The organism is Lentzea cavernae (genome assembly GCF_014653695.1).
Taxonomy (GTDB): Bacteria; Actinomycetota; Actinomycetes; order Mycobacteriales; family Pseudonocardiaceae; genus Lentzea; species Lentzea cavernae.
In genome coordinates this window covers 167241-187693 of record NZ_BNAR01000015.1, presented here as the reverse complement: position 1 = coordinate 187693, position 20453 = coordinate 167241, and the positions used below count along the sequence as shown (strand labels likewise).

Sequence of the window (20453 nt, the reverse complement as noted above, 5' to 3'; positions counted from 1 at the left end):
ACGGGCGCTGGGGACGGGCGCTGGGGACGGGCGCTGGGGACGGGCGCTGGGGACGGGCGCTGGGCAACGGGCGCTGGGCAACGGGCGCTGGGCAACGGGCGCTGGGCAACGGGCGCTGGGCAACGGGCGCTGGGCAACGGGCGCTGGGCAACGGGCGCTGGGCAACGGGCGCTGGGGACAGGCGCTGGGGACAGGCGCTGGGCAACGGGCGCTGGGGACAGGCGCTGGGGACAGGCGCTGGGCAACGGGCGCTGGGGACAGGCGCTGGGGACGGGCGCTGGGAGACCCGTGCGGCGGGACCACTTCGGTCGGTCCCGCCGCCTTCGGCAACTCCCCCTTGCCGTGGCACCCCCCGATGCCACTTCCCTCACCCCTCGCGATGGAGGAACTCCCGCCAGTCGCCCAGATACGAGATGTCCCGGATGTCACCCGTCTGGAGCAGCGGGTCGACCATCGCGTCCCGCAGGACGGTGGCCAGGGCGGCGCTGCCGTCCTCCAGCTCGATGACGCCGATCTCGAGCTCGGCGGGTTCGGCGGGGACCAGGTGGTCGCGCAGCACCTTCAGCGGCAGGTCGTAGAGCTCACCGACGACCGAGGCCGAGCCCGACTCGTGCATCGCGGGGAACTTCCCCCGCACCGAGAAGTAGCGGTACCTGGCCGCACTGCGGGCCCGGCACACCATCGGTGTGCCCTGGAGCTGGGAGTGCAGCGGGCCGCCCTTCATGCCGCCGCCGTTGAGGAAGATCAGTGCCATGACTCTCCAGGGTTCGGTGGATGGGGGTGGACAGCGCCGAGAGGGGCAGGCCGGAGCCGCCGTGCCGCACGGCCACGAGTTCGGCGGCGATCGACACGGCGGTCTCGGCGGGGGTGCGGCCGCCCAGGTCGAGGCCGACGGGGGAGCGCAGCCGCGCCAGCGACTCCTCCGGGACGCCCTCCTCGCGCAGCCGTGCGAGCCTTTCCAGGTGCGTGCGGCGGGAGCCCAGCGCGCCGACGAACGCCAACGGGCGCGACAGGGCCTCGGTCAGCACGGGGATGTCGAACTTCGGGTCGTGGGTCAGCACCACGACGGCGGTGGACGGGTCGGTGCGGGTGGACGCGAGGTAGCGGTGCGGCCAGTCGACGACGACGGAGTGCGCCGCGGGGAAACGTTCGGGAGTGGCGAACACGGGGCGTGCGTCGCACACGGTCACGTGATAGCCGAGGAAACGGCCGATCTCGGCCACGGCGGCGGCGTGGTCGATGGCGCCGAACACCAGCAGGCGCGGAGGTGGCAGCCACGACTCGGTGAAGACCCGCCCCTCGGCTTCGAAGCGCACCGACACCGGAACTCCGTCGGAGGAGGCCTGCAGGGCCGCGCGCAGGGACGGGGAATCGCGCTGCACCGCCACGTCCAGCGAACCGCCGCAGGTGAGGCCGACCGCGAACGCCGTGTCGTCGGAGTAGCCGAACGAGGCGAGCGCGGGGACACCGCTCGCAAGCACCTGGCACGCCAGGTCGTACACCTCGGCCTCCACGCAGCCGCCGGACACGCTGCCGATCACCTCGCCCGAGGGTCCGACGGCCATCGCGGCGCCGACCGGGCGGGGCGCGCTGCCGCGCACGGCCACCACCGACGCGACGGCGAACCGGTCCCACGACAGCAATGTCGAAGCGAGGTCACGCATCCAGTCCTCCTCGGGAACGCGGCCCGGCCGGGTGGCCGCCCGGCCGGGCCGCACGTCACTTGCCGCTGATCAGGTCCACGCCGAAGTACACGGCGAACATCAGGGCGAGGCCGGTCATCAGCCAGCCCGGCCAGCGGCCCTTGCAGATGCGCAGCACGACGTAGGACACGAGCCCGGCGCCGATGCCGTTGGTGATCGAGTAGGTGAACGGGATGATGGCGATCGTCAGGAAGACCGGGATCGTGTAATCCGTTTCCTGCCAGGGGATTCGACGGATCTGGGTCATCATCAGCCCGCCGATCACCACCAGAGCCGGTGCCGCCGCCTGTGCGGGCACGACCGTCGCCAGCGGTGTGAACAGCAGTGCCACCAGGAACAGTCCACCGGTCACCACCGAGGCCAGGCCGGTCCGGGCGCCTTCGCCAACGCCCGCGGCCGACTCCAGGAACACGGTGTTCGGGGCGGACCCCGTGACGCCACCGGCGATCGCGCCGGCGCCGTCGACCATGAGGATCTTGCCCATGCCCTCGACCTTGCCGTCCTTGGTGAGACCCGCCTCGTCGGACACCGAGGTGATCGTGCCCATGGCGTCGAAGAAGCCGGACAGCACCAGGGTGAACAGGAAGATCGTCGCCGCGATCACCCCGGCGGACACGAAGCCGCCGAACAGGTCCACACGTCCGAACAGGCCGAAGTCCGGCGAACTCACCACCGACGAGGGCAGCGACGGGGTCACGAGCCCCCAGCCCTGCACGTCGAACGCGGCGTTCACGCCGATGGCGACGAGGGTGGCCACCACGATGCTGATCAGCACCGCACCGGGCACGCCGCGCGCCAGCAGCACGATCATCAGCAGCAGACCCAGGCAGAAGATCGCGATCGGCCAGCCGCTCAGGTGGCCGTCTACGCCCATCCGCACCGGCACCGTGGAGTGGGCCGCGTCCGGCGTGCGGGTCACGAAACCGGCCGAGACCAGTCCCACCAAAGCGATGTAGAGGCCGATGCCCACGGTGATCGCGATCTTCAACGGCTCCGGGATCGCGTTGATGATCCGCTCGCGGACCCCCGACGCGGCCATGATCACGATGCAGATGCCTTCCAGCACCACGAGACCGAAGGCCTGCGCCCACGTCATCGTCGGCGCCATCTGGAAGGCCACCACGCCGTTGACGCCGAGTCCGGCGGCGATGGCGAGGGGCGCGTTGCCGACGAGTCCCATGAGGACGGTCATCACGCCGGCGGCCAGCGCCGTCGCGGTGGTGATCTCGGCGATGGTGAGCTTGGCGCCGGTGATGTCCGCGGACGCGCCGAGGATCAACGGGTTCAGCAGCACGATGTACGACATCGCGACGAACGTCGTGATGCCACCGCGCACCTCACGGCCCAAAGAGCTGCCACGTTCGGTGATGCGGAAGAACTGGTCGAGGGCCGACGTCGGTTGTCGGCTCCGTAACTGGGTCATGGAGGACGGCCTTTCCCATGCCGGTGGGCGCGTTCCAACGCCGGAACGCGTTTAAGCAAGTGCAAGCTCCGGTCAGCTAGACAGGCTTGTGGCCGTCAGTAATCGATACGGGTCGCGAGAGACATCCACGCTGTGAACGGGGCGTTGTTCTCGCCGGTGGAGATCTGGTGCACAGGCAGGTCCCACTCGGAACGGGGCTTGCCGAACAGCTCGTAGAACTCCCGGTCGTCGAACCCGGCCGCGGCCGCGTCGTGGCGGTCGGCGGCGTAGATCACCTTGTCCACGCGCGCCCAGAGCGCGGCGGACAAGCACAAGGGGCAGGGCTCGCACGACGAGATCAGCGTGCAGCCGGTCAGGCGGAAATCACCGATCGCCTGGCAGGCCGCGCGGATCGCGACCACCTCGGCGTGGGCGGTGGGGTCGAGGTTCGGCGTCACCTGGTTCACTCCGGTGGCGATCACCTCGCCGTCGCGGACGATCATCGCGCCGAACGGGCCCCCACCGGAGGCCACGTTCTGGGTGGCGAGGTCGATGGTGGCGAGCAGATGTGCGTTCACAGCAGAAACTCCAAGAAACTCAGGTACCGGTGAGGTGTTCCGGGCGGACCGGGACGCGGGTGAGCGCCAGGCCGGTCGCCGCGCGGATCGCCGCCACGATCGCCGGGGTCGACGAGATGGTGGGCGGTTCGCCGACGCCACGGATCCCGTACGGGGCGTGGGGATCGGCGAGCTCGAGCACGTCGATGCTCATCGGCGGCATGTCGAGCACGGTGGGGATGAGGTAGTCGGTGAAGGACGGGTTGCGCACCTTGCCGCCGGAGGTCTGGATCTCCTCCATCACCGCGAGACCGAGGCCCTGGGCGGAACCGCCCTGGATCTGGCCCACCACGGCCTGCGGGTTCAGCGCACGGCCCACGTCCTGCGCGCAGTCGAGGGAGACCACCCGCACCAGGCCGAGGTCGACGTCCACGTCGACGACGGCGCGGTGAGCGGCGAAACCGTACTGGACGTGCGCGTTGCCCTGACCGGTCTCGGGATCGAGCGCCTCGGTCGCGCGGTGCCGCCACTCGGTGGTCTCGTCGATGATCTCGTCGCCGATGTCGGTGCGACCGTCCAAACGCGCCAGAACAAGAGCACAGGCGGCCTTCACCGCACCACCGGTGACATAGGTCTGGCGTGAGGCCGAGGTCGAGCCGCCGTTGCCGATCGTGGTGTCCATCGGCAGCACGGTCACGCGTTCGATGCCGAGCTCGGTCCGCACGATCTGCTGCATGATCGTCACCAGGCCCTGGCCGACCTCGCACGCGGCGGTGTGCACCGCGGCGGCCAGCTCCCCGTTGACCATCGAGACCCGGACGCGGGCGGTCGAGTAGTCGTCGTAGCCCTCGGAGAAGCAGATGTTCTTGATGCCGACCGCGAACCCGACGCCGCGGACGACGCCCTCGCCGTGCGTGGTGTTCGAGACGCCACCGGGAAGTTCGCGGATGTCCGAGGACGTGCCGGCGGGCAACGGCTTGTCCTGCACCAGCTTCAGCAACTGCGCGACGGGTGCGGCCGAGTCGACGACCTGGCCCGTCGGCATGACCGAACCCTCGGTCATCGCGTTGCGCACCCGGACGTCGACCGGTGACATGCCCAGCGCCTCGGCCAGCTTGTCCATCTGGGACTCGTAGGCGAAACCTGCCTGCACAGCACCGAATCCGCGCATCGCACCGCACGGCGGGTTGTTCGTGTAGAGGCCGTAGGCGTCGATCGTGACGTTGTCGACCTCGTACGGTCCGACGCCCAGCGTCGCGGCGTTGGCCACGACAGCGGGCGTTGACGAGGCGTAAGCGCCGCCGTCCAAGTACATGCGGGTGCGGACGTAGACGAGTTTGCCGGTGTGGTCGGCGCCGTGCTCGTAGTACAGCACGGCCGGGTGCCGGTGCACGTGCCCGTAGAACGACTCTTCGCGGTTGTAGACCATCTTCACGGGCTTGCCGGTGTGCAGGGCCAGCAGACAGGCGTGCACCTGCATCGACAGGTCCTCGCGGCCACCGAACGCGCCACCGACGCCGGACAGCGTCAGCCGCACCTGCTCCTGCGGCAACCCGAGGGCGGCCGCGATCTGGTCGCGGTCGACGTGCAGCCACTGCGTCGCGATGTACAGGTCCACCGAACCGTCGGTGGCCGGCACCGCGAGCCCGGACTCCGGCCCGAGGAACGCCTGGTCCTGCATGCCGACCTCGTAGCGCCCGGTCACCACGACCTCGGCCTCGACGTCCTGCGAGCCGCGCCGGATCGGCACGTGCCGCACCAGGTTCCCGCCGGGGTGCAACGGGGTGTCGTCGGCGGCGGTCTCCATGTCCACCACGGGTTCGAGCACGTCGTAGGTCACGACGATCTTCTTCATCGCCCGCTGCGCGGTCTCCGGGTGGTCCGCGCCCACGAGTGCGATGGGCTCGCCCTGGTAGCGCACGACGTCCACGGCCAGCACCGGCTGGTCCTTGTGCTCCAGCCCGTAGAGGTTGCGGCCGGGCACGTCGGAGTGGGTCAGCACCGCGTACACGCCCGGCACCTTCAACGCCTCGGTGATGTCCACCGACGTGATGCGGGCGTACGGGTGCGGTGAGCGCAGGGTCGCGCCCCAGATCATGTCCTCGTGCCACAGGTCGGACGCGTAGGCGAACTCGCCGCGCACCTTGAGGTTGCCGTCCGGGCGCTGCGGTGACGTCCCGATGCCACCCGAAACCGCGGAGGTGAGTTCGGCGGGAGTGAGGGTCATCGCGCTGCCTCCTGGAGCTTCAGGCTGGCGGCGGAGAGCTCCCGCGCCAGCTCGTCGGTGGACGCCGTGAGCAGGACACCGTCCCGCACCACGACCTCACCGCCGACGACCAACAGTTTCAACGGCGGGGGAGTGCCGAGCACCAGTGCCGCCACCGGGTCCGCGATCCCGGCGTGGTCCATTCCGGACAGGTCCCACACGGCGAGGTCCGCGACCTTGCCCGGTTCGATCGAGCCCAGCGAGCCGGCGCGGCCCAGCACCTGAGCGCCGCCCATCGTGCCCATCCACAACGCCTTGCGGGCGTCCATCGCACCCGGCCCGCCGCGCTGACGTGCCTGGTGCAGAGCCGACCTCAGCTCGACCACCAGACCTCCGTCCTCATTGGACGCGGCCCCGTCGACGCCGAGCCCGACCGGCGCGCCGGCGTCCAGCAGGTCGCGCACCGGAGCGATCCCCGTGCCCAGCCGCCCGTTCGACGTCGGGCAGTGCGCGGACCCGGTCGACGTCGCTCCCAGCCGCTTAACGGCGTCGGAGTTGAGGTGCACGGTGTGCGCGAGCCACACGTCCGGCCCCAGCCAGCCCAGCTGCTCGGCGTACTCGGTCGGTGTGCACCCGTTCTCCGCCAGGCACTGCTCTTCCTCGTCGATCGTCTCGGCGAGGTGCGTGTGCAGGCGGACGCCGTGACGGCGGGCCAGCGAGGCGGCCCCGGTCATCAGCTCCTTCGACACCGAGAACGGCGAGCAGGGCCCGACCGCCACGCGCACCAGCGCGTCGTCGGCGGTCGAGTGGTAGTCGCCGATCGCCCGCTCGGTCGCGATCAGCGCGGCCTCGGTCTCCTCGACCAGGTTGTCCGGCGGCAGCCCGCCCTGCGACTCGCCCCGGTCCATCGACCCGCGGATCGCCTCCAACCGGATGCCGATCCGCCGGCCCGCCGACACCAGCGCGTCGAACACGTCGCCGCCGCCGGAGGGGAAGACGTAGTGGTGGTCGGCGGCCAGCGTGCAGCCCGTCAACGCCAGCTTCGCGAGGCCGGCCGACGCCGCCGCGTGCGTCACGGTGTCGTCGAGCCCACGCCACACCGGGTACAGCGTGGTGAGCCACTCGAACAGCGTCGCGTCCGTGGCGAGACCCCGCGTCGCCCACTGGTAGAGGTGGTGGTGCGTGTTGATCAGCCCCGGCGTGACCAGGCACGACGACGCGTCGACGTAGGTGTGCTCCTCGGAGGGCCGGGGAGCAGGACCCGATCCGACGGACCGGATCCGCCCGCCGCCGACCACGACGTGCCCGGACGCGTGCTCGGTCCCGGCCGGATCCACAGTGGACACCGCGCAGCGGTCGAGGACGATCATCGGCGCGACGCAGCCAGTCGCACGGCGTCCAGGATCTTCTCGTACCCGGTGCAGCGGCACAGGTTCCCGGCCAGCGCCTCGCGGATCTCGGGGTCCGACGGGTTCGGCACGCGGTCCAGCAGGTCGTGCGCCTGCACCACGAGACCGGGCGTGCAGAACCCGCACTGCACCGCGCCCGCCTCGACGAACGCCTCCTGCACGGGGTCCAGCGAGTCGCCGTCCGCGAGTCCCTCGACCGTGCGCACCTCGCGGTCCTGCACCTGCCCGGCCGCGACCAGGCACGCGCACACCGGCACGTCGTCCAGGTACACCGTGCACGAACCGCACTCGCCCTGCTCGCAGGCGTTCTTCGAGCCGGGCAGCCCGAGCCGCTCGCGCAGCACGAACAGCAGCGACTCGCCCTCCCACACGTCGTCGGCCTGGCGCTGCTCGCCGTTGACCGTCACGTTCACGCGCATGCCCGCTCCCCGTCCAAGAGTTCCTGCCAGGCCCAGCCCAGCGTCCTGCGTGCCATCACGGCCAGTGCGTGCTTGCGGTACGCGGCCGACCCGCGCACGTCGTCGATCGGAGACGCGGCCCGCGAGACCAGCTCGCCGAACTCGCGCTTCACCGAGTCCAGCAACGGCTTCGGCGCCTTGAAGTCCAGTGCCGAGGCCAGGAACTGCTCGGCCTCGAGTGCCCGCCGCGGTGTCGGGGCGGCCGATCCGACCGCCGCGCCGACCCGGTTCTCGTCGGGGAACAGCGAGATCGCGAACGAGCACACCGCGATCACCATGGCGTTGCGCGTGCCGACCTTGGAGAACTGCTGCGGCCCCTGGGCAGGCGTCAGGTGAACGGCCACGATCAGTTCGTCGGGCTCCAGCGCGTTCCGCTTCACCCCCAGGTAGAACTCGGCCGCGGGGATCATCCGCGTGCCGCGCACGGAGGCCACCTCGACGACCGCGTCCGACGCCAGCAGCACCGGGTGCGTGTCCCCGGCGGGAGAGGCCGCGCCGAGGTTGCCGCCGACCGTGCCGCGGTTGCGGATCTGCGGCGAACCGACCGTGCGCGACGCCATGGCGAGTCCCGGCAGCTGGTCGCCCAGCTCGTCGATGATCCGCACGTACGGCACGCCCGCGCCGACCCGCAGCCCGCCGGACCACTGCTGGAGCTCGGGGACCCGTGTCAGGTCGAGCAGGGCGGAAGGCCTGCGGTGGTCGTAGTTCAGCTCCACCATGACGTCGGTGCCGCCGGCGATCGGCACGGCGTCCGGCCTCGAAGCCTTCAGCTCCAACGCCTCGGCGAGCGTTTCCGGTCGAAGGAAGTCCATCGTCAGCTACCTCGGTAGGTGGAGTAGGCGAACGGCGAGAGCAGCAACGGCACGTGGTAGTGCTGCGCCGGATCGGAGTGGTCGAACGTGAGCACGACCTCGGGGAAGAACGGTGCCGCCTCCGCCGTGTCGAACACCAGCCGGTACACGCCGGCCTCCAGACCGTCACCCCATCCGGTGATCCGGCCGTCGGCGTCCGTCTCGGCGCGCGCCACCTCGGTCCCGTCGCGGCGCTGCAACGACACCGCGATGCCCGCGAACGGCCTGCCTCGCGCCGCGTCCAGCACGTGCGTGGAGATCGTCACTCGCCCTCCCCTCTCGTTGTGAGCCAGTACACAGAGGTACGGCTGCCTTCCTCTACGGCAGGAGTACATGAATCACCGGGCTCCTGCACGACGGGGATTTGTGCTTTCCTACAAACACGAATGGACGAAAGTGACCTGCCATGTTGTTGCTGCGGACGTTGCTGCAGATGCCGGAACTGCGCCTGAGCCTGCACACCGGTGAGGACCAGCTCGACCGCACGGTCACGCGTGTGTACGGAACGGAGCTGCCCGACCCCAGCCGGTACCTGTCCGGCGGGGAGCTCGTGCTGTCCGGCCTGCTCTGGCACCACGGCCCGCAGGACTCCGAGAGGTTCGTCCGCTCGCTCGCCACGGCCCGCGTCGCCGGCCTGGCCGCGTCCGAGACGGAGAACCGAGAGCTACCTTTTGACCTCGTCGACGCCTGCCTCCGCCACCACGTGCCGTTGCTCGAGGTGCCCGTCGACCTCTCCTTCGCGACCATCACCGAACGCGTCTCGATGGAACTCGTCGGGCTCTCGCGCCACCGCCGGCTGCTCAACGTCGTCGCGGAGGGCTCCGGCCTGCCCGCGCTGCTGCTCGCCGGCAGCCACGAGCTGGGGGAGCCGTGCTGGGTGCTGTCCACGGCGGGACGGGTCGTCGCGGGCGGCGAGCTGCCGGAGCGCCTGACCCTGGTGAAGGAGTTCCTGCAGGCCGACCGGCTGCCCAAGACGGTCAGGGGCGTCACGCTGGTGCCCGTGTCCGAACGCGGCGGCAACCGGCTCACCAGCTGGATCCTCGTCGTCGGCGGCTCGGTGCAGCAGGAGGCGGCCGCCGAGCTGGCGTCGCTGGTCGGCCTGGAACGGCTCCGCGAGGCGCAGGGCCGCCAGATCGAGAACCGCACCGCCGCGCCCCTGGTCTCCGCCGTGCTGAACGGGTCGGCCGACCTGGAGTCCCGTCTCGCGGCCGCCGGCCTGGAACGCGCCCAGCTGAGGGTGATCAGCGCCGTCACGTCCGACCAGCGGACCGACCTGGCGGCCGCCGTGCTGGAGGAGGCCCTGCCGCAGGCACTCGTGACCCCCGTCGGCGACACCGTCTGCGCCATCGCGAAGGCGGGAGACTCGATGCCCGACGACCTCCGCGAGGCCATGCGCGTGATGGAACCGGGCCTCGGCTCGACCCGCGTGCTCGTCGGCATCAGCTCTCCTGTCGCGTCCCGGGGTCTCCGCGGCGCAGCGGAGGAAGCCGCACACGCGCGCCGGCTGGGAGAGCGCCGTGGCGGACGCACGTGCGTGGTGGCGGGCGAGGAGATCGCACTGCACCAACTGCTGCTCGCGGGCGTGCCGGAGGAGTTGCGCACGTCGTTGCGGCGGCGGCTGCTCGGCCCGGTGCTGGACTACGACGCCGAACACGGCTCGGACCTCGTGGGCACCCTGAAGGTGTTCCTGGACTGTTCGGGCTCGTGGACCGCGGCGGCCGCCCGGCTGCACGTCCACGTGAACACGTTGCGGTACCGGGTGGGACGCGTCGAGGAGCTGCTCGGCGCCGACCTGGCGGAGTTCGAGGCGCGCGTGGACCTCTTCCTCGCGTTGCAGGCGGGGTAGCGTGAACCGGTGTCCGAACATCGGCCGATCGAACAAATCGCGGCCGACCTTCGTCGCGTGCGCCGGGCACGGGCGTGCTTCGCGCCCGGCGCGTCGGCCGCCAAGAAGATCGGTGCTCGTCAGGCCTACGACGCCCTGCTCGTCCAGGCCTGCGGGGCGCTCGGCGTCGAGCACCGGTTGAGCGCGCTGCCCGAGGGGCTGGACCGCGAGGTCGAGCGGTTCAGGGTCGAGGAGTGCCTGAAGCATCAGGGGTTGTCACTCTGATGGCTGATACCGCTTGAGCCTTCAGGCTGATGCCGGAGCGCCTCCGGGCTTCCTACCGTTCGGGGCATGAAGACCGCCGCTTTACTCGTGGGCCTGTTGCTGGCCGGAAGCACCGGCTGCGCGGCAGCGCCCACCATCCGCGTGGTCGTCGAGGGATCGGGCACGACCGACCGGCTCAGCTACACGTTCCCCGGCGAGGAGGAACGCACCCTGCGCAACCCCGACATGCCCTTCGAGCGCATGGGCAAGCGCAAGGGCAGGGTCGTCATCCGGCTCGAGGGCGTGCGCGGCGAGCTCACGTGCAAGATCATCGTCAACGGGCGGCAGGTGAGGTCGTCGACGTCGAGGACCGGGGCCGCGCTCACGTGCGATCACTCTATGGCCGTCTGATGAAAGACGAGGAAAGCCCGTAACTTCAACGTGTTGGGGAGGTGCGGGTGATGAGTGGAGTTGTGGCAGTCGGCGCCACCGGGGTCGTCAGGGGGCGCGACGACGTACCGCCGCGGTTCCGGCCACCGGCGCCGCCGCGGCACTTCGTCGGCAGGGACGCCGAGCTCGCGGGCGTCAGGGCCGGGGTGACGGTGTTGCACGGCGCGGGCGGGGTGGGGAAGACCGCGCTGGCGCTGAAGTGGTTGCGGGACAGGGGATCTGGTGCCCAGGTGCACGTCGACCTGGCCGCGCACGACCTGGGGCGGGTGCTGCGGGCGTTCGGGCTCAACGCCGATCCCGCCGACGAGGCGGCGGTCTTCCGCGGGCTCGTCACGCGGCGGCAGTTCACCCTGTTGCTGGACAACGCTGACTCGGCCGACCAGGTGACGCCGCTGCTGCCCGCGTCGGGAACCGTGCTCGTCACGAGTCGTTCGAGGCTGGACCTCCCGCAGGCGCGGCACATCGCGGTCGAACCGCTCGCCGACGACGGGCGGCTCGGGCCGTTGCTCGATCTGTCCTATGTGGAGCTGGGAGAACGGCAGGCGCGACTGTACCGGCTGTGCGCGTGGGAGCCGGGGGCGTTCGGCGTGCCGGTCGCGGCGGCGATCGCGGGCGAGCCCGAGTGCGACGTCGAGGACGCGCTGGACGATCTGGTCGAGAAGTCGTTGCTGACCGAGGTCGGTGACGACGCGTTCCGGTTCCATGATCTCGTGCGTGCTCATGCGCGCGCAAAGCGCTATCAATCGTAAGCAGGGCCCGTTTAACGCAGAGCGTTCCATCTAACGAACTTCGTTGGCAGTAAAGGGTTGTCCACACCGCCCGTCCCTTTCGGGGATCCGAATTGGTCATATCCTTCGCGTCATGCCGAAGGATTTCCGGGCCACGACGCTCGAACGCGCCATCGGGCGTCAGCTGGCCGGGTGGCGCTCCGAGCGCGAGCTGAGCCTCGTCGAGGCCGGCCAGCGCGTGGGTTTCAGCAGCGCCAAGCTGTCCATGATGGAGAACGCCGTGCAGCCCTCGGCGCCGGTGGACGTCATGGCGCTCGGGTACGTCTACAAGGTGCCGACACCGGAGTGGCAGGCGGTGGTCCTGCGGGCGCAGCACGCGGAACGGGTGCGCACACGCGGGCCGGGCGCCGTGGTGAACTTCGACCCGGCGGCCGACTTCGCGAACCTGGTGTTCGAGTCGACGGTGCTGCGCGTGTTCACGACGGACCTCGTTCCGGCGGTCTTCCAGCTCCCCGGTTACACCGACGCCGTGATGCAGACCGACGATCCGGTGCGCACCGCACGGCTCGCGATGGTGCGGGAGGCGTGGGCGACGCGGTTGCGGGACAAGGACCCGCTGATCGTGCAGGCGGTGTTTCCGGAGGCGGTGCTGCGGCCGGTGGTCGGCGGCCCGCGGGTGATGAAGGCGCAGCTGCTGCACCTGATGGAGGTCAGCGAGCACGAGACGGTGAGCGTGCGGGTGGTGCCGCGCGGTGCCGGCGCCTATCCGGCGATGGGGTCGCCGTTCACGTTGCTCGGGTTCCCGCACCGGCAGCACGACGACGTGGCGTACCTGGAGACGTTCGTGAGGGGCGAGTACGTCGAGGAACAGGGGATGGCCGAGCAGTGCGCGCAGCGGTTCGCGGCCCTGCGGTCGGTGGCGCTGGGGGAGGGCGAGTCGCTGGAACTCCTCGCCGAGGCCGCCGCTGACCTGTAGAGATGTCGGAATCCTGAGAAATCTCCTGTTCGGCCGCCACCTGGAGCAGGATCGGGACGCACCACAACCCGAGATATCCCCTCTGGCAAGGAGGCGGCATGTACCGCAGATTCGGTGTCCTGCTCGCGGCGGTCCTGGGCGTCTCGCTCACGGCCGCGGCGCCGGCCACCGCAGACGGTTCGAAGCACTTTCCGACGGAGTTCTCCCTGCCCGCCGGGTGGCAACCGGAAGGCATCGCGATCAGCGGCACCAAGGCCTACTTCGGATCGCGGGCCGACGGGTCGATCTACGCGGCCGACCTGCGCACCGGTGCCGGCACGGTGCTCGCCAAGGGGCCCGGCACGCCGTCGCTCGGCCTGAAGGTCGACGCGCGCAAGCGGCTGTGGGTCGCGGGCGGCACCGGCGGCGACGCGCGGGTCTACGACACGCGCTCCGGCAAGCTGCTCGCGCGGTTCCAGTTCGCGACCGCGGACACGTTCGTGAACGACGTGGTGCTGACGGAGAGGTCGGCCTGGTTCACCGACTCGCGCAAGGCGGTGCTCTACGAGGTGCCGTTGAGCCTCAAGCCGCACCGCACGCTCGCGCTGACGGGCGATCTCGTCGTCACCCCCGGCGCGACGAACCTCAACGGGATCGTCACCGGGCTCGACGGCGGTCTGATCGTCGTGCAGAGCAACACCGGAAAGTTGTTCAGGATCGATCCCCGGAGTGGTAAATCGACCGAGATCAATTTGAGCGGTCAAACACTCACCAATGGTGACGGTCTGTTGCGTGAGGGACGTCAGTTGTACGTGGTGCAAAACCGGCTGAACAAAGTCGCGCGGTACACGTTGAGCCGTGATGGCGCGACGCTTGCCGCGGAACGCACGGACGCGCGGTTCGACGTTCCCACGACGGTCGCCGCGTTCGGCAAGCGCCTCTACCTGCCGAATGCCCGGTTCACCACGCCTCCGACGCCGGAGACGACTTACAACGTTGTCGCGGTGGAGCGCCCGTAGGGGCGGTAGCGGAACGAACGACGGAACTAGCCCGTACGGGGGTTCTTGCCTTGTGAGAACCCCCGTACCGGGTGTTGCTCCGCTCACTCGACTGGGTAGCCTTCCCACCGCGTAGAGCGTGTGATCGCTGTCATTGGGTAACGATGATCTCTCGCCGTAACCTAAATACAGCCGAAGGAGTTACTCAGGTAACCCGCAGCGCTAGCCGTGGGACACAGGAGACCGAGAGCGCTGTGAACGAGAAGAGCGGTTACACACCGACCAACTACCGGACCATTCGGTCGCGGCTGGCCGGTGTCGTGGTCGTTCCCAGCGTGGTGCTGCTGGTCATGTGGGCCGTTTTCTCCTCGTACACACTTTTTGACGGTTTCTACATGCGTTCCGTCGCGTCCGGCGTGAAGGGCACGGCGATCCCGTCCGTCGAGGCGCTCGCCGGTCTGCAGAAGGAACGCCAGCAAAGCCTTGAGGTCCTCAGCGGGACCCAGGGGGCCGACAAGGCCGGGTTGAAGCGCCAGCAGGAAGTCACCGACGAGGCCGTCCGGAAGATGAGGGCCGCGTTCGCCGACCTCTCCGGCAGCGCGCCGCAGGACATCAACGACCGGATCAACGCCCTCGACACCGTGCTCGGCGAACTGCCGCAGCAGCGCGCCCGCGTCGAGTCGGGGTCCGCGAACCCCCAGGCGGTCTACGACTACTACAACGGCCTGCTCGACTCGGGCGTCGCGCTGCTGTCCCGGCAGGCGCGCCTGGTGCCCGACTCGGAGGCGAGCCAGGCGAACGTCGCGGCCGTCACGATCTTCCAGGCGGCCGACTGGCTCTCGCGCGGTGCCACGATCGGGTCGCGCGGGTTGCTCAACGGCACGTTCACCGCGCCGGAACGCGTCGAGTTCTCCCGCCTGGTCGGCGCCTACCACTCGGGCCTCGACTCCACGATCCCGTTCGCGCTGGAGCAGCCGCGCTCGCAGTACGACGCGTTGCGCGGCAGCACCGAGTACCGGGCACTGCTCGACCTCGAGGGCCGGATCATCAACGCCGACGCGGGCGTCACCGACCAGCAGTGGCGCGGGACGGCCGGGCCGGTGCACGACAACCTCGTCGGGCTCGCGGTCACCCAGGCCCGCAACGCCGCCGACCTGGGCCTCGACAAGGCCGACAGCCGGGTCGCCGCGGTGCTGATCGGCAGCCTGATCGCGTTGCTCGCGGTCGTCGTCGGCATCGTGCTGGCGTTGCGCATCTCGAACCGGCTCGTGTCGAGAGCCCTGGTCACGCGGCTGACGTCGTTGCGGGAGGACACGCTGCGGCTCGCCCAGGAACGGCTGCCGCACATCGTGGCGCGCCTGCGCGGTGGCGAGCAGGTCGACGTCCACCGCGACATGCCGCCGCTCGACTACGGCAACGACGAGATCGGCCAGGTCGCGGACGCGTTCAACGCCGCCCAGTACACGGCGGTCGCGGCGGCGGTGAAGGAGACGCAGGCGCGCGAGGGCGTGAACCGGGTCTTCCTCGACATCGCCCACCGCAACCAGGGCCTCGTGCACCGGCAGCTCAAGATCCTCGACAAGCTGGAGCGCGAGGAGGAGCACCCCGAGCAGCTCGACTCGCTGTTCCAGCTCGACCACCTGGCGACCCGCGCCCGCCGCAACGCGGAGAACCTGATCATCCTCGCCGGAGAGCAGCCGGGACGGCAATGGCGCAAGCCGGTGCGCCTGAGCGACGTCATCCGCTCCGCCGTCGCCGAGACCGAGCAGTACGTCCGGGTCAGGGTCAACCCGGTGCCCGACCGCGCGCTGGTGGGCGTCGCCGTCGCCGACACCGTGCACCTGCTCGCGGAGCTCGTCGACAACGCCACGGCGTTCTCGTCGCCGCGCTCGGAGGTGACCGTCCACTCCAGCGCCGTGCCGCACGGGATCGTGATCGAGATCGAGGACCACGGCCTCGGCATGACGCAGGAGGAGCGCCTCCAGGCCAACGCGAAGCTCTCCAACCCGCCGGACTTCGAGACGATGGCGTTCCGGGGCGAGTCCCGGCTCGGGCTGTTCGTCGTCGCGAGGCTCGCCGCGCGGCGGGGCATCAAGGTGGAGCTGCGCGACTCGCCCTACGGCGGGACAGTGGCGTTGTGCGTCCTGCCGCCGAACATCGTCGCCCCGCACAACACCGCGGGCGACATCACCGAGACCACGCAGATGCCGTTGCGGTCGTTCCACGACACGTACCACGGGCACGCCGAGGACCACCCGAGCTTTCCCGTGAAGGTGAATCCCGAAGTGCAGGAGGCACTGAACGCGGGGCTGGACGCGCTCGTAGAACCTGACATGAGCGCTGTTGCCCCTGTGGACGAAACCACCCCCGCGGCACCTCCGGTGAAGGACGGGAAGGCACCCCTTCCCCGCAGGAAGAAGCGGCAGAACCTCGCGCCGCAGCTCATGCAGTCCTCGGAGGAGCCGTCGCACGCCGAGCCGGTGACCGGCGAACGGGCGGCCGAGCGGACCCGTGACGGGCTCGCCGCGTTCCAGCGCGGCACCCGTGACGCCCGGCTGACCGACGACTGGAGATCAGAAGGAGCCCCCTCGTCATGAAGGACAACACCAACCAGCACGGCGAACTGAACTGGCTGCTGGAGGACCTCATCCAGCGCGTGGTCGGCGCCCGCCACGCGGTCGTGCTGTCGGCGGACGGACTCCTGCTCGGCCGGTCGGCCGGGCTGTCCCGCGACGACTCGGAGCACCTGTCCGCGATGGCATCCGCGTTCCAGTCGCTCGCCAGGGGGACAGGCCGCCATTTCGGTGGTGGCGCCGTTCGGCAGACCATCGTGGAGATGGAGCATGCTTATCTTTTCGTGACGGCTGCCGGGCACGGCGCGTGCCTGGCCGTCCTGGGCGAGGAGGACGCGGACATGGGCATGATCGCGTACGAGATGAACATGCTGGTCAAGCGGGTGGGCACGTACCTCTCGTCGGCTCCTCGCGCGGAGACCGCGACCGTCCCTTCGGCGCGTGAGTCGCGCTGATGACCGGGCGCGACGACTGGTGGTACGACGAGGCCGCGGGGCCGCTGGTGCGGCCCTACGCGATGGTGCGCGGCCGCACCCGGCCGAACGCGCCCGACCTTCACCTCGTGACGCAGGTCCGGGCGTCCTCGTTTGCGTCCGACCAGACGTCGCTGACGGTCGAACATCGCGAGATCATGGCCCTGTGCGCACGCCCCCTCTCGGTCGCCGAGGTCGCCGCCTACCTCGACGTCCCGCTCGTCGTGGTGAAGGTCCTGCTGTCGGACCTCATCGAGCGGGGTGACGTGCTCGTGCAGACCTCCACCCCCAAGATCCCCGACAGGGATCTCCTGCAGGCCGTACTGGATGGTGTTCGTGGGATCTGATGGCCAGCTGACCGTGCCGACCGCGGTCAAGATCGTCATCGCGGGCGGGTTCGGCACCGGCAAGACCACCATGGTCGCGTCGGTGTCCGAGATCCCGCCGCTCCGGACCGAGGAACTGCTCACCGAGGCCGGTGTGCACGTCGACGACCTCGCCGGCATCGAGGGCAAGGACACCACCACCGTCGCCCTCGACTTCGGTCGCATCACCATCAACACCAAGGTGGTGCTGTACCTGTTCGGCACTCCTGGGCAGAACCGGTTCTGGTTCATGTGGGACGAGCTGGCGACCGGTGCCATCGGCGCCGTCGTGCTGGTGGACACGCGGCGGCTCGACTCGTCGTTCCCCTCGATCGACTTCTTCGAGCACCGCGGGATCCCGTTCATCGTCGCCGTGAACTGCTTCGACGGGTCGCAGATGTACACGGTGGACGAGGTGCGGCACGCCCTGGACCTCGACGAGCAGATCCCGGTGATGCTGTGCGACGCGCGGGACCGCGCGTCGTCGAAGGCGGTGCTGGTCGGGTTGATCCAGCACTCGATGAACCGGCTGGCGGCGGTCTAGGCCGTCAGCACGAAGAAGGCCCGCTCCGGGGAGCGGGCCTCTCGCCTGCGAGCCGCGGCTCGACGGCGGCCAGGTCGTCGTGGAGACCTACTTGGCGTAGTTGTGGAAACCGCGGCCCGACTTCTTGCCCAGCAGGCCCGCGTCCACCATGCGCAGCAGCAGCGGCGGCGGCGAGTAGAGCGGCTCCTTGAACTCGTCGTACATCGACTCGGCGATGGCCTTCGTGGTGTCGAGGCCGATCAGGTCGGTGAGGCGCAGCGGGCCCATCGGGTGCGCGCAGCCGAGCACCATGCCGTTGTCGATGTCGTCGGCCGAGGCGAAGCCGGACTCGAGCATGCGGATCGAGGAGAGCAGGTAGGGGATCAGCAGCGCGTTGACCACGAAGCCGGCGCGGTCCTGCGAGCGGATGACCTCCTTGTGCAGGGTCTCGCGCACGAACGCCTCGGCGCGGTCCTGCGTGGTGGCGCCGGTCAGCAGGGACGGCACGATCTCCACGAGCTTGAGCACGGGCACCGGGTTGAAGAAGTGCACGCCGATGACCTGCTCGGGCCTGCCCGTCGCCATGCCGAGCTTCATGATCGGGATGGACGACGTGTTGGACGCGAAGATGGCGTCCTCGTCCGTCACGACCTTGTCGAGCGCGGTGAAGACGTCGGTCTTGATCTGCTCGTTCTCGGCGACCGCCTCGACCACGAACTGCCGGTCGGCGAACTCGCCGATGTCGGTGGTGAACCGGATGCGGCCGATGGCGGCGTCGCGGTCTTCCTCGCTGAGCTTGCCGGACTTGACGCCCCTGGCGAGCGAGGTGGCGATCCGCCCCTGCGCTGCCTCGGCCGCGCCCGCGTTGACCTCGACGACGATGACGTCGAGGCCGGCGCGTGCACTCACCTCGGCGATCCCGGAGCCCATGAGGCCGGAACCGACGACTCCCACACGTTGAATGTCACTCACGCGACCGATCCTGCCACGAGTGGCTCGACGCGAGGTCGCGGAGCGTCTCCTGGACGGTGCTCGCGTAGTCGCCGACCGGCTGGTGGCCGAGCCGCGTGGCCGCCGTGGTGTCGAGGACGAAGCCGCGGCGCCACGGGTGCAGGCCGGCCTCGGAGTGGTCGAGCAGGATCTCGTGCCACCGGTGGCCGAAGTGGTCCGCGATGATCCGCGAGATCTCCAGGCCGTTCGGCGCGTCCGGGTCGGCGGCGTTCAGCACGCGCGCGCCGGGGTTCAGGGCGGCGGTCTCGATCAGCGCGGCCAGGTTCGCGGCGGCGGTCGGGTGGTCGACGCCCTCGCCGCGGGCCGCGAGCACCACGACCTTGTGCCCCGCGAGGATCCGGTCGACGAAGTACGACTCCAGCGGGCGTTTGTTGCCGGGACCGTGCACTTTGGACGGTCGCAGCACGGTGACCGGAAGGCCGCTGTCGAGCAGCGTGCGTTCCGCCGCGACCTTGTTCGGGCCGTAGCCGGAGCGGGTGAACGGGTCCGAGTCGAGTGGCGCGAGTGTGGGCTGGTCCTCGGTGACCGGGCCGTCGAACCGGGGCGCCTGCTCCGAGTTGGCGTGTCTGCCGGCGGAGTCCGCGTACACGGCCTTGGCCGAGATCATCACGACGGAACGGGCCTTGCGCGCCAACGGGAGCAGCGTCCGGGCGTCCGCGGCCGAGTAGCAGAGGGTGTCGACGAGGAGGTCCGCGCCGTCGCCCATCGCGGCGGCCAGGGCTCCGGGGTCGCCGCGGTCGACCTCGCGGCCGGGGGCGTCGACCGTCCAGCCCGCCTGCCTCAAACGCCGAGCGGCGGCACGGCCGATGAGGCCCGTGCCGCCGAGGATCAACGCTCGTCCGCTCACCAGAGCATCAGATCAGAGGCCGAGACCGAGGCCTTCGGTCAGGCCGCCGACGCCGTCGAGCAGGTCGAGGTCGGTGACGCCACCGAGCACGTCGCCGCCGAGGACGTTCCCGACGGTGCCGTCGACGACGCCGTGGACGGTGTCGTGCACGTCGCTGACGGGCGCGACGTCCGGGACGACGTCGTGGACCACGGTCGTGACCGTCGTGACGTCGACGGAGACGACGTCGGTCACGCCGGTGACGGTGCCGAGGACGCCGCCGACGTCCGCCACCCCGGTCACCGTGCCGAGCACGTCGCCGGTGCCGGCGAGACCCGTGACACCGGACAGGTCGGTGACGCCGCCGAGGTCCGCGATGCCGCCAAGGTCAGTTACGCCGCCCAGGCTCGTCACGTCACCGAGGCCGGGGACGACGCCCGTGACACCGGTGATGCCGTCGAGGGTGCCCGACACGTCGCCGAGACCGGACAGGTCGCCGACGAGGCCGTTGACGCCGTCGAGGTCCGCGATCGAGGCGGCGTCGAGCACCAGCGGCAGGATCTCCTGGACGTCACCGGGGGTGATGTCGCTCAGACCGCAGGAGCCCAGGACGCCTTCGGGGTCGAGGGTGAACGCCGACAGGGCCGCCGGGTCGTTCAGGAGGTTCAGGGCGAACTCCTGCAGCGTGGCCGGCTGGGCCTCCTGCGGCACGGCCACGGGGGTGGCCGCCACGGGCGCGACGGTCTGAACGGGCTGCTGCGGCGTGGCCGGCTGGATGTCCTGCTGCATCATGGAAGTGGAGCTCCTACGGCGCGTCGGGGGATGTCGCCGGCAACCGTAGTGAGATCAACATCCCCCTGGCATCGGGTGCGAACC

The 20453-nt window shown here is 70.3% G+C and carries 21 protein-coding genes and 1 pseudogene; 10 read left to right on the top strand and 12 right to left on the bottom strand.

What is annotated here, in order from left to right:
- Nucleotides 1-367 precede the first annotated feature (367 nt).
- From IE307_RS36610 to uraH, 9 genes and pseudogenes are all read right to left on the bottom strand, one after another.
- A pseudogene (locus IE307_RS36610) lies at nt 368-685 on the bottom strand (allophanate hydrolase-related protein); the annotation flags it as partial.
- Nucleotides 582-1664, bottom strand: coding sequence for an XdhC family protein (locus tag IE307_RS36605; protein ID WP_191304017.1), 1083 nt, complete (start codon nt 1662-1664; stop codon nt 582-584). The pseudogene IE307_RS36610 and the gene IE307_RS36605, both read right to left, overlap by 104 nt.
- A gap of 55 nt (nt 1665-1719) precedes the next feature.
- On the bottom strand, nt 1720-3126 hold the full coding sequence (locus IE307_RS36600; RefSeq protein WP_191304016.1) for an NCS2 family permease: 1407 nt from the start codon (nt 3124-3126) through the stop codon (nt 1720-1722).
- A 95-nt stretch (nt 3127-3221) separates the two neighbouring features.
- The gene (locus tag IE307_RS36595; RefSeq protein ID WP_229905435.1) at nt 3222-3683 is read right to left on the bottom strand and encodes a nucleoside deaminase; all 462 of its coding nucleotides are present in this window, start codon (nt 3681-3683) and stop codon (nt 3222-3224) included.
- A 19-nt stretch (nt 3684-3702) separates the two neighbouring features.
- Entirely contained in the window at nt 3703-5889 is a 2187-nt protein-coding gene (locus IE307_RS36590) for a molybdopterin cofactor-binding domain-containing protein (RefSeq protein ID WP_191304015.1), read from the bottom strand.
- The gene (locus IE307_RS36585; RefSeq protein WP_191304014.1) at nt 5886-7238 is read right to left on the bottom strand and encodes an 8-oxoguanine deaminase; all 1353 of its coding nucleotides are present in this window, start codon (nt 7236-7238) and stop codon (nt 5886-5888) included. Before IE307_RS36585 ends, IE307_RS36590 begins: the two co-directional genes overlap by 4 nt.
- On the bottom strand, nt 7235-7696 hold the full coding sequence (locus tag IE307_RS36580) for a (2Fe-2S)-binding protein (RefSeq protein WP_191304013.1): 462 nt from the start codon (nt 7694-7696) through the stop codon (nt 7235-7237). The genes IE307_RS36585 and IE307_RS36580 overlap by 4 nt, the downstream gene beginning before the upstream one ends.
- Entirely contained in the window at nt 7687-8547 is an 861-nt protein-coding gene (locus tag IE307_RS36575; RefSeq protein ID WP_191304012.1) for an FAD binding domain-containing protein, read from the bottom strand. The genes IE307_RS36580 and IE307_RS36575 overlap by 10 nt, the downstream gene beginning before the upstream one ends.
- Before the next feature lie 2 nt (nt 8548-8549).
- On the bottom strand, nt 8550-8852 hold the full coding sequence (gene uraH / locus IE307_RS36570; protein ID WP_229905434.1) for a hydroxyisourate hydrolase: 303 nt from the start codon (nt 8850-8852) through the stop codon (nt 8550-8552).
- 140 nt (nt 8853-8992) lie between these two features.
- On the opposite strand from uraH, the gene IE307_RS36565 reads away from it, so the two are divergent.
- The 10 genes from IE307_RS36565 (at nt 8993) to IE307_RS36520 (ending at nt 17761) form a co-directional block, all read left to right on the top strand.
- Nucleotides 8993-10432, top strand: coding sequence for a PucR family transcriptional regulator (locus IE307_RS36565; RefSeq protein ID WP_191304010.1), 1440 nt, complete (start codon nt 8993-8995; stop codon nt 10430-10432).
- Nucleotides 10433-10441: 9 nt separating this feature from the next.
- Nucleotides 10442-10696: a hypothetical protein gene (locus IE307_RS36560; protein ID WP_191304009.1), complete on the top strand. Its 255-nt coding sequence runs from the start codon at nt 10442-10444 to the stop codon at nt 10694-10696.
- A gap of 66 nt (nt 10697-10762) precedes the next feature.
- Nucleotides 10763-11086: a hypothetical protein gene (locus tag IE307_RS36555; protein WP_191304008.1), complete on the top strand. Its 324-nt coding sequence runs from the start codon at nt 10763-10765 to the stop codon at nt 11084-11086.
- A 50-nt stretch (nt 11087-11136) separates the two neighbouring features.
- The gene (locus tag IE307_RS36550) at nt 11137-11874 is read left to right on the top strand and encodes a hypothetical protein (RefSeq protein ID WP_191304007.1); all 738 of its coding nucleotides are present in this window, start codon (nt 11137-11139) and stop codon (nt 11872-11874) included.
- Between the two features lie 112 nt (nt 11875-11986).
- Nucleotides 11987-12829: a helix-turn-helix domain-containing protein gene (locus tag IE307_RS36545; protein WP_191304006.1), complete on the top strand. Its 843-nt coding sequence runs from the start codon at nt 11987-11989 to the stop codon at nt 12827-12829.
- Between the two features lie 98 nt (nt 12830-12927).
- Nucleotides 12928-13827: an NHL repeat-containing protein gene (locus IE307_RS36540; RefSeq protein WP_191304005.1), complete on the top strand. Its 900-nt coding sequence runs from the start codon at nt 12928-12930 to the stop codon at nt 13825-13827.
- Nucleotides 13828-14060: 233 nt separating this feature from the next.
- Complete coding sequence (locus tag IE307_RS36535) at nt 14061-16403, top strand: sensor histidine kinase (RefSeq protein WP_308436433.1); 2343 nt, start codon at nt 14061-14063, stop codon at nt 16401-16403.
- Complete coding sequence (locus IE307_RS36530; RefSeq protein WP_090103215.1) at nt 16400-16834, top strand: roadblock/LC7 domain-containing protein; 435 nt, start codon at nt 16400-16402, stop codon at nt 16832-16834. Before IE307_RS36535 ends, IE307_RS36530 begins: the two co-directional genes overlap by 4 nt.
- A complete protein-coding gene (locus IE307_RS36525; protein WP_089913169.1) occupies nt 16834-17199 on the top strand; it encodes a DUF742 domain-containing protein in 366 nt (121 codons plus the stop codon). The genes IE307_RS36530 and IE307_RS36525 overlap by 1 nt, the downstream gene beginning before the upstream one ends.
- Nucleotides 17180-17761: a GTP-binding protein gene (locus tag IE307_RS36520; protein WP_191304003.1), complete on the top strand. Its 582-nt coding sequence runs from the start codon at nt 17180-17182 to the stop codon at nt 17759-17761. The genes IE307_RS36525 and IE307_RS36520 overlap by 20 nt, the downstream gene beginning before the upstream one ends.
- A gap of 87 nt (nt 17762-17848) precedes the next feature.
- Here IE307_RS36520 and IE307_RS36515 read toward each other — a convergent pair whose 3' ends face one another.
- Genes IE307_RS36515 through IE307_RS36505 form a run of 3 tightly spaced genes read right to left on the bottom strand, consistent with a single transcriptional unit; the run spans nt 17849 to nt 20369 of the window.
- Entirely contained in the window at nt 17849-18712 is an 864-nt protein-coding gene (locus IE307_RS36515; RefSeq protein ID WP_191304002.1) for a 3-hydroxybutyryl-CoA dehydrogenase, read from the bottom strand.
- A complete protein-coding gene (locus tag IE307_RS36510; protein ID WP_229905433.1) occupies nt 18705-19598 on the bottom strand; it encodes an NAD-dependent epimerase/dehydratase family protein in 894 nt (297 codons plus the stop codon). The genes IE307_RS36515 and IE307_RS36510 overlap by 8 nt, the downstream gene beginning before the upstream one ends.
- A 12-nt stretch (nt 19599-19610) precedes the next feature.
- Nucleotides 19611-20369, bottom strand: a complete 759-nt coding sequence (locus tag IE307_RS36505; RefSeq protein ID WP_191304001.1) for an IniB N-terminal domain-containing protein — start codon at nt 20367-20369, stop codon at nt 19611-19613.
- Nucleotides 20370-20453: the final 84 nt, after the last annotated feature.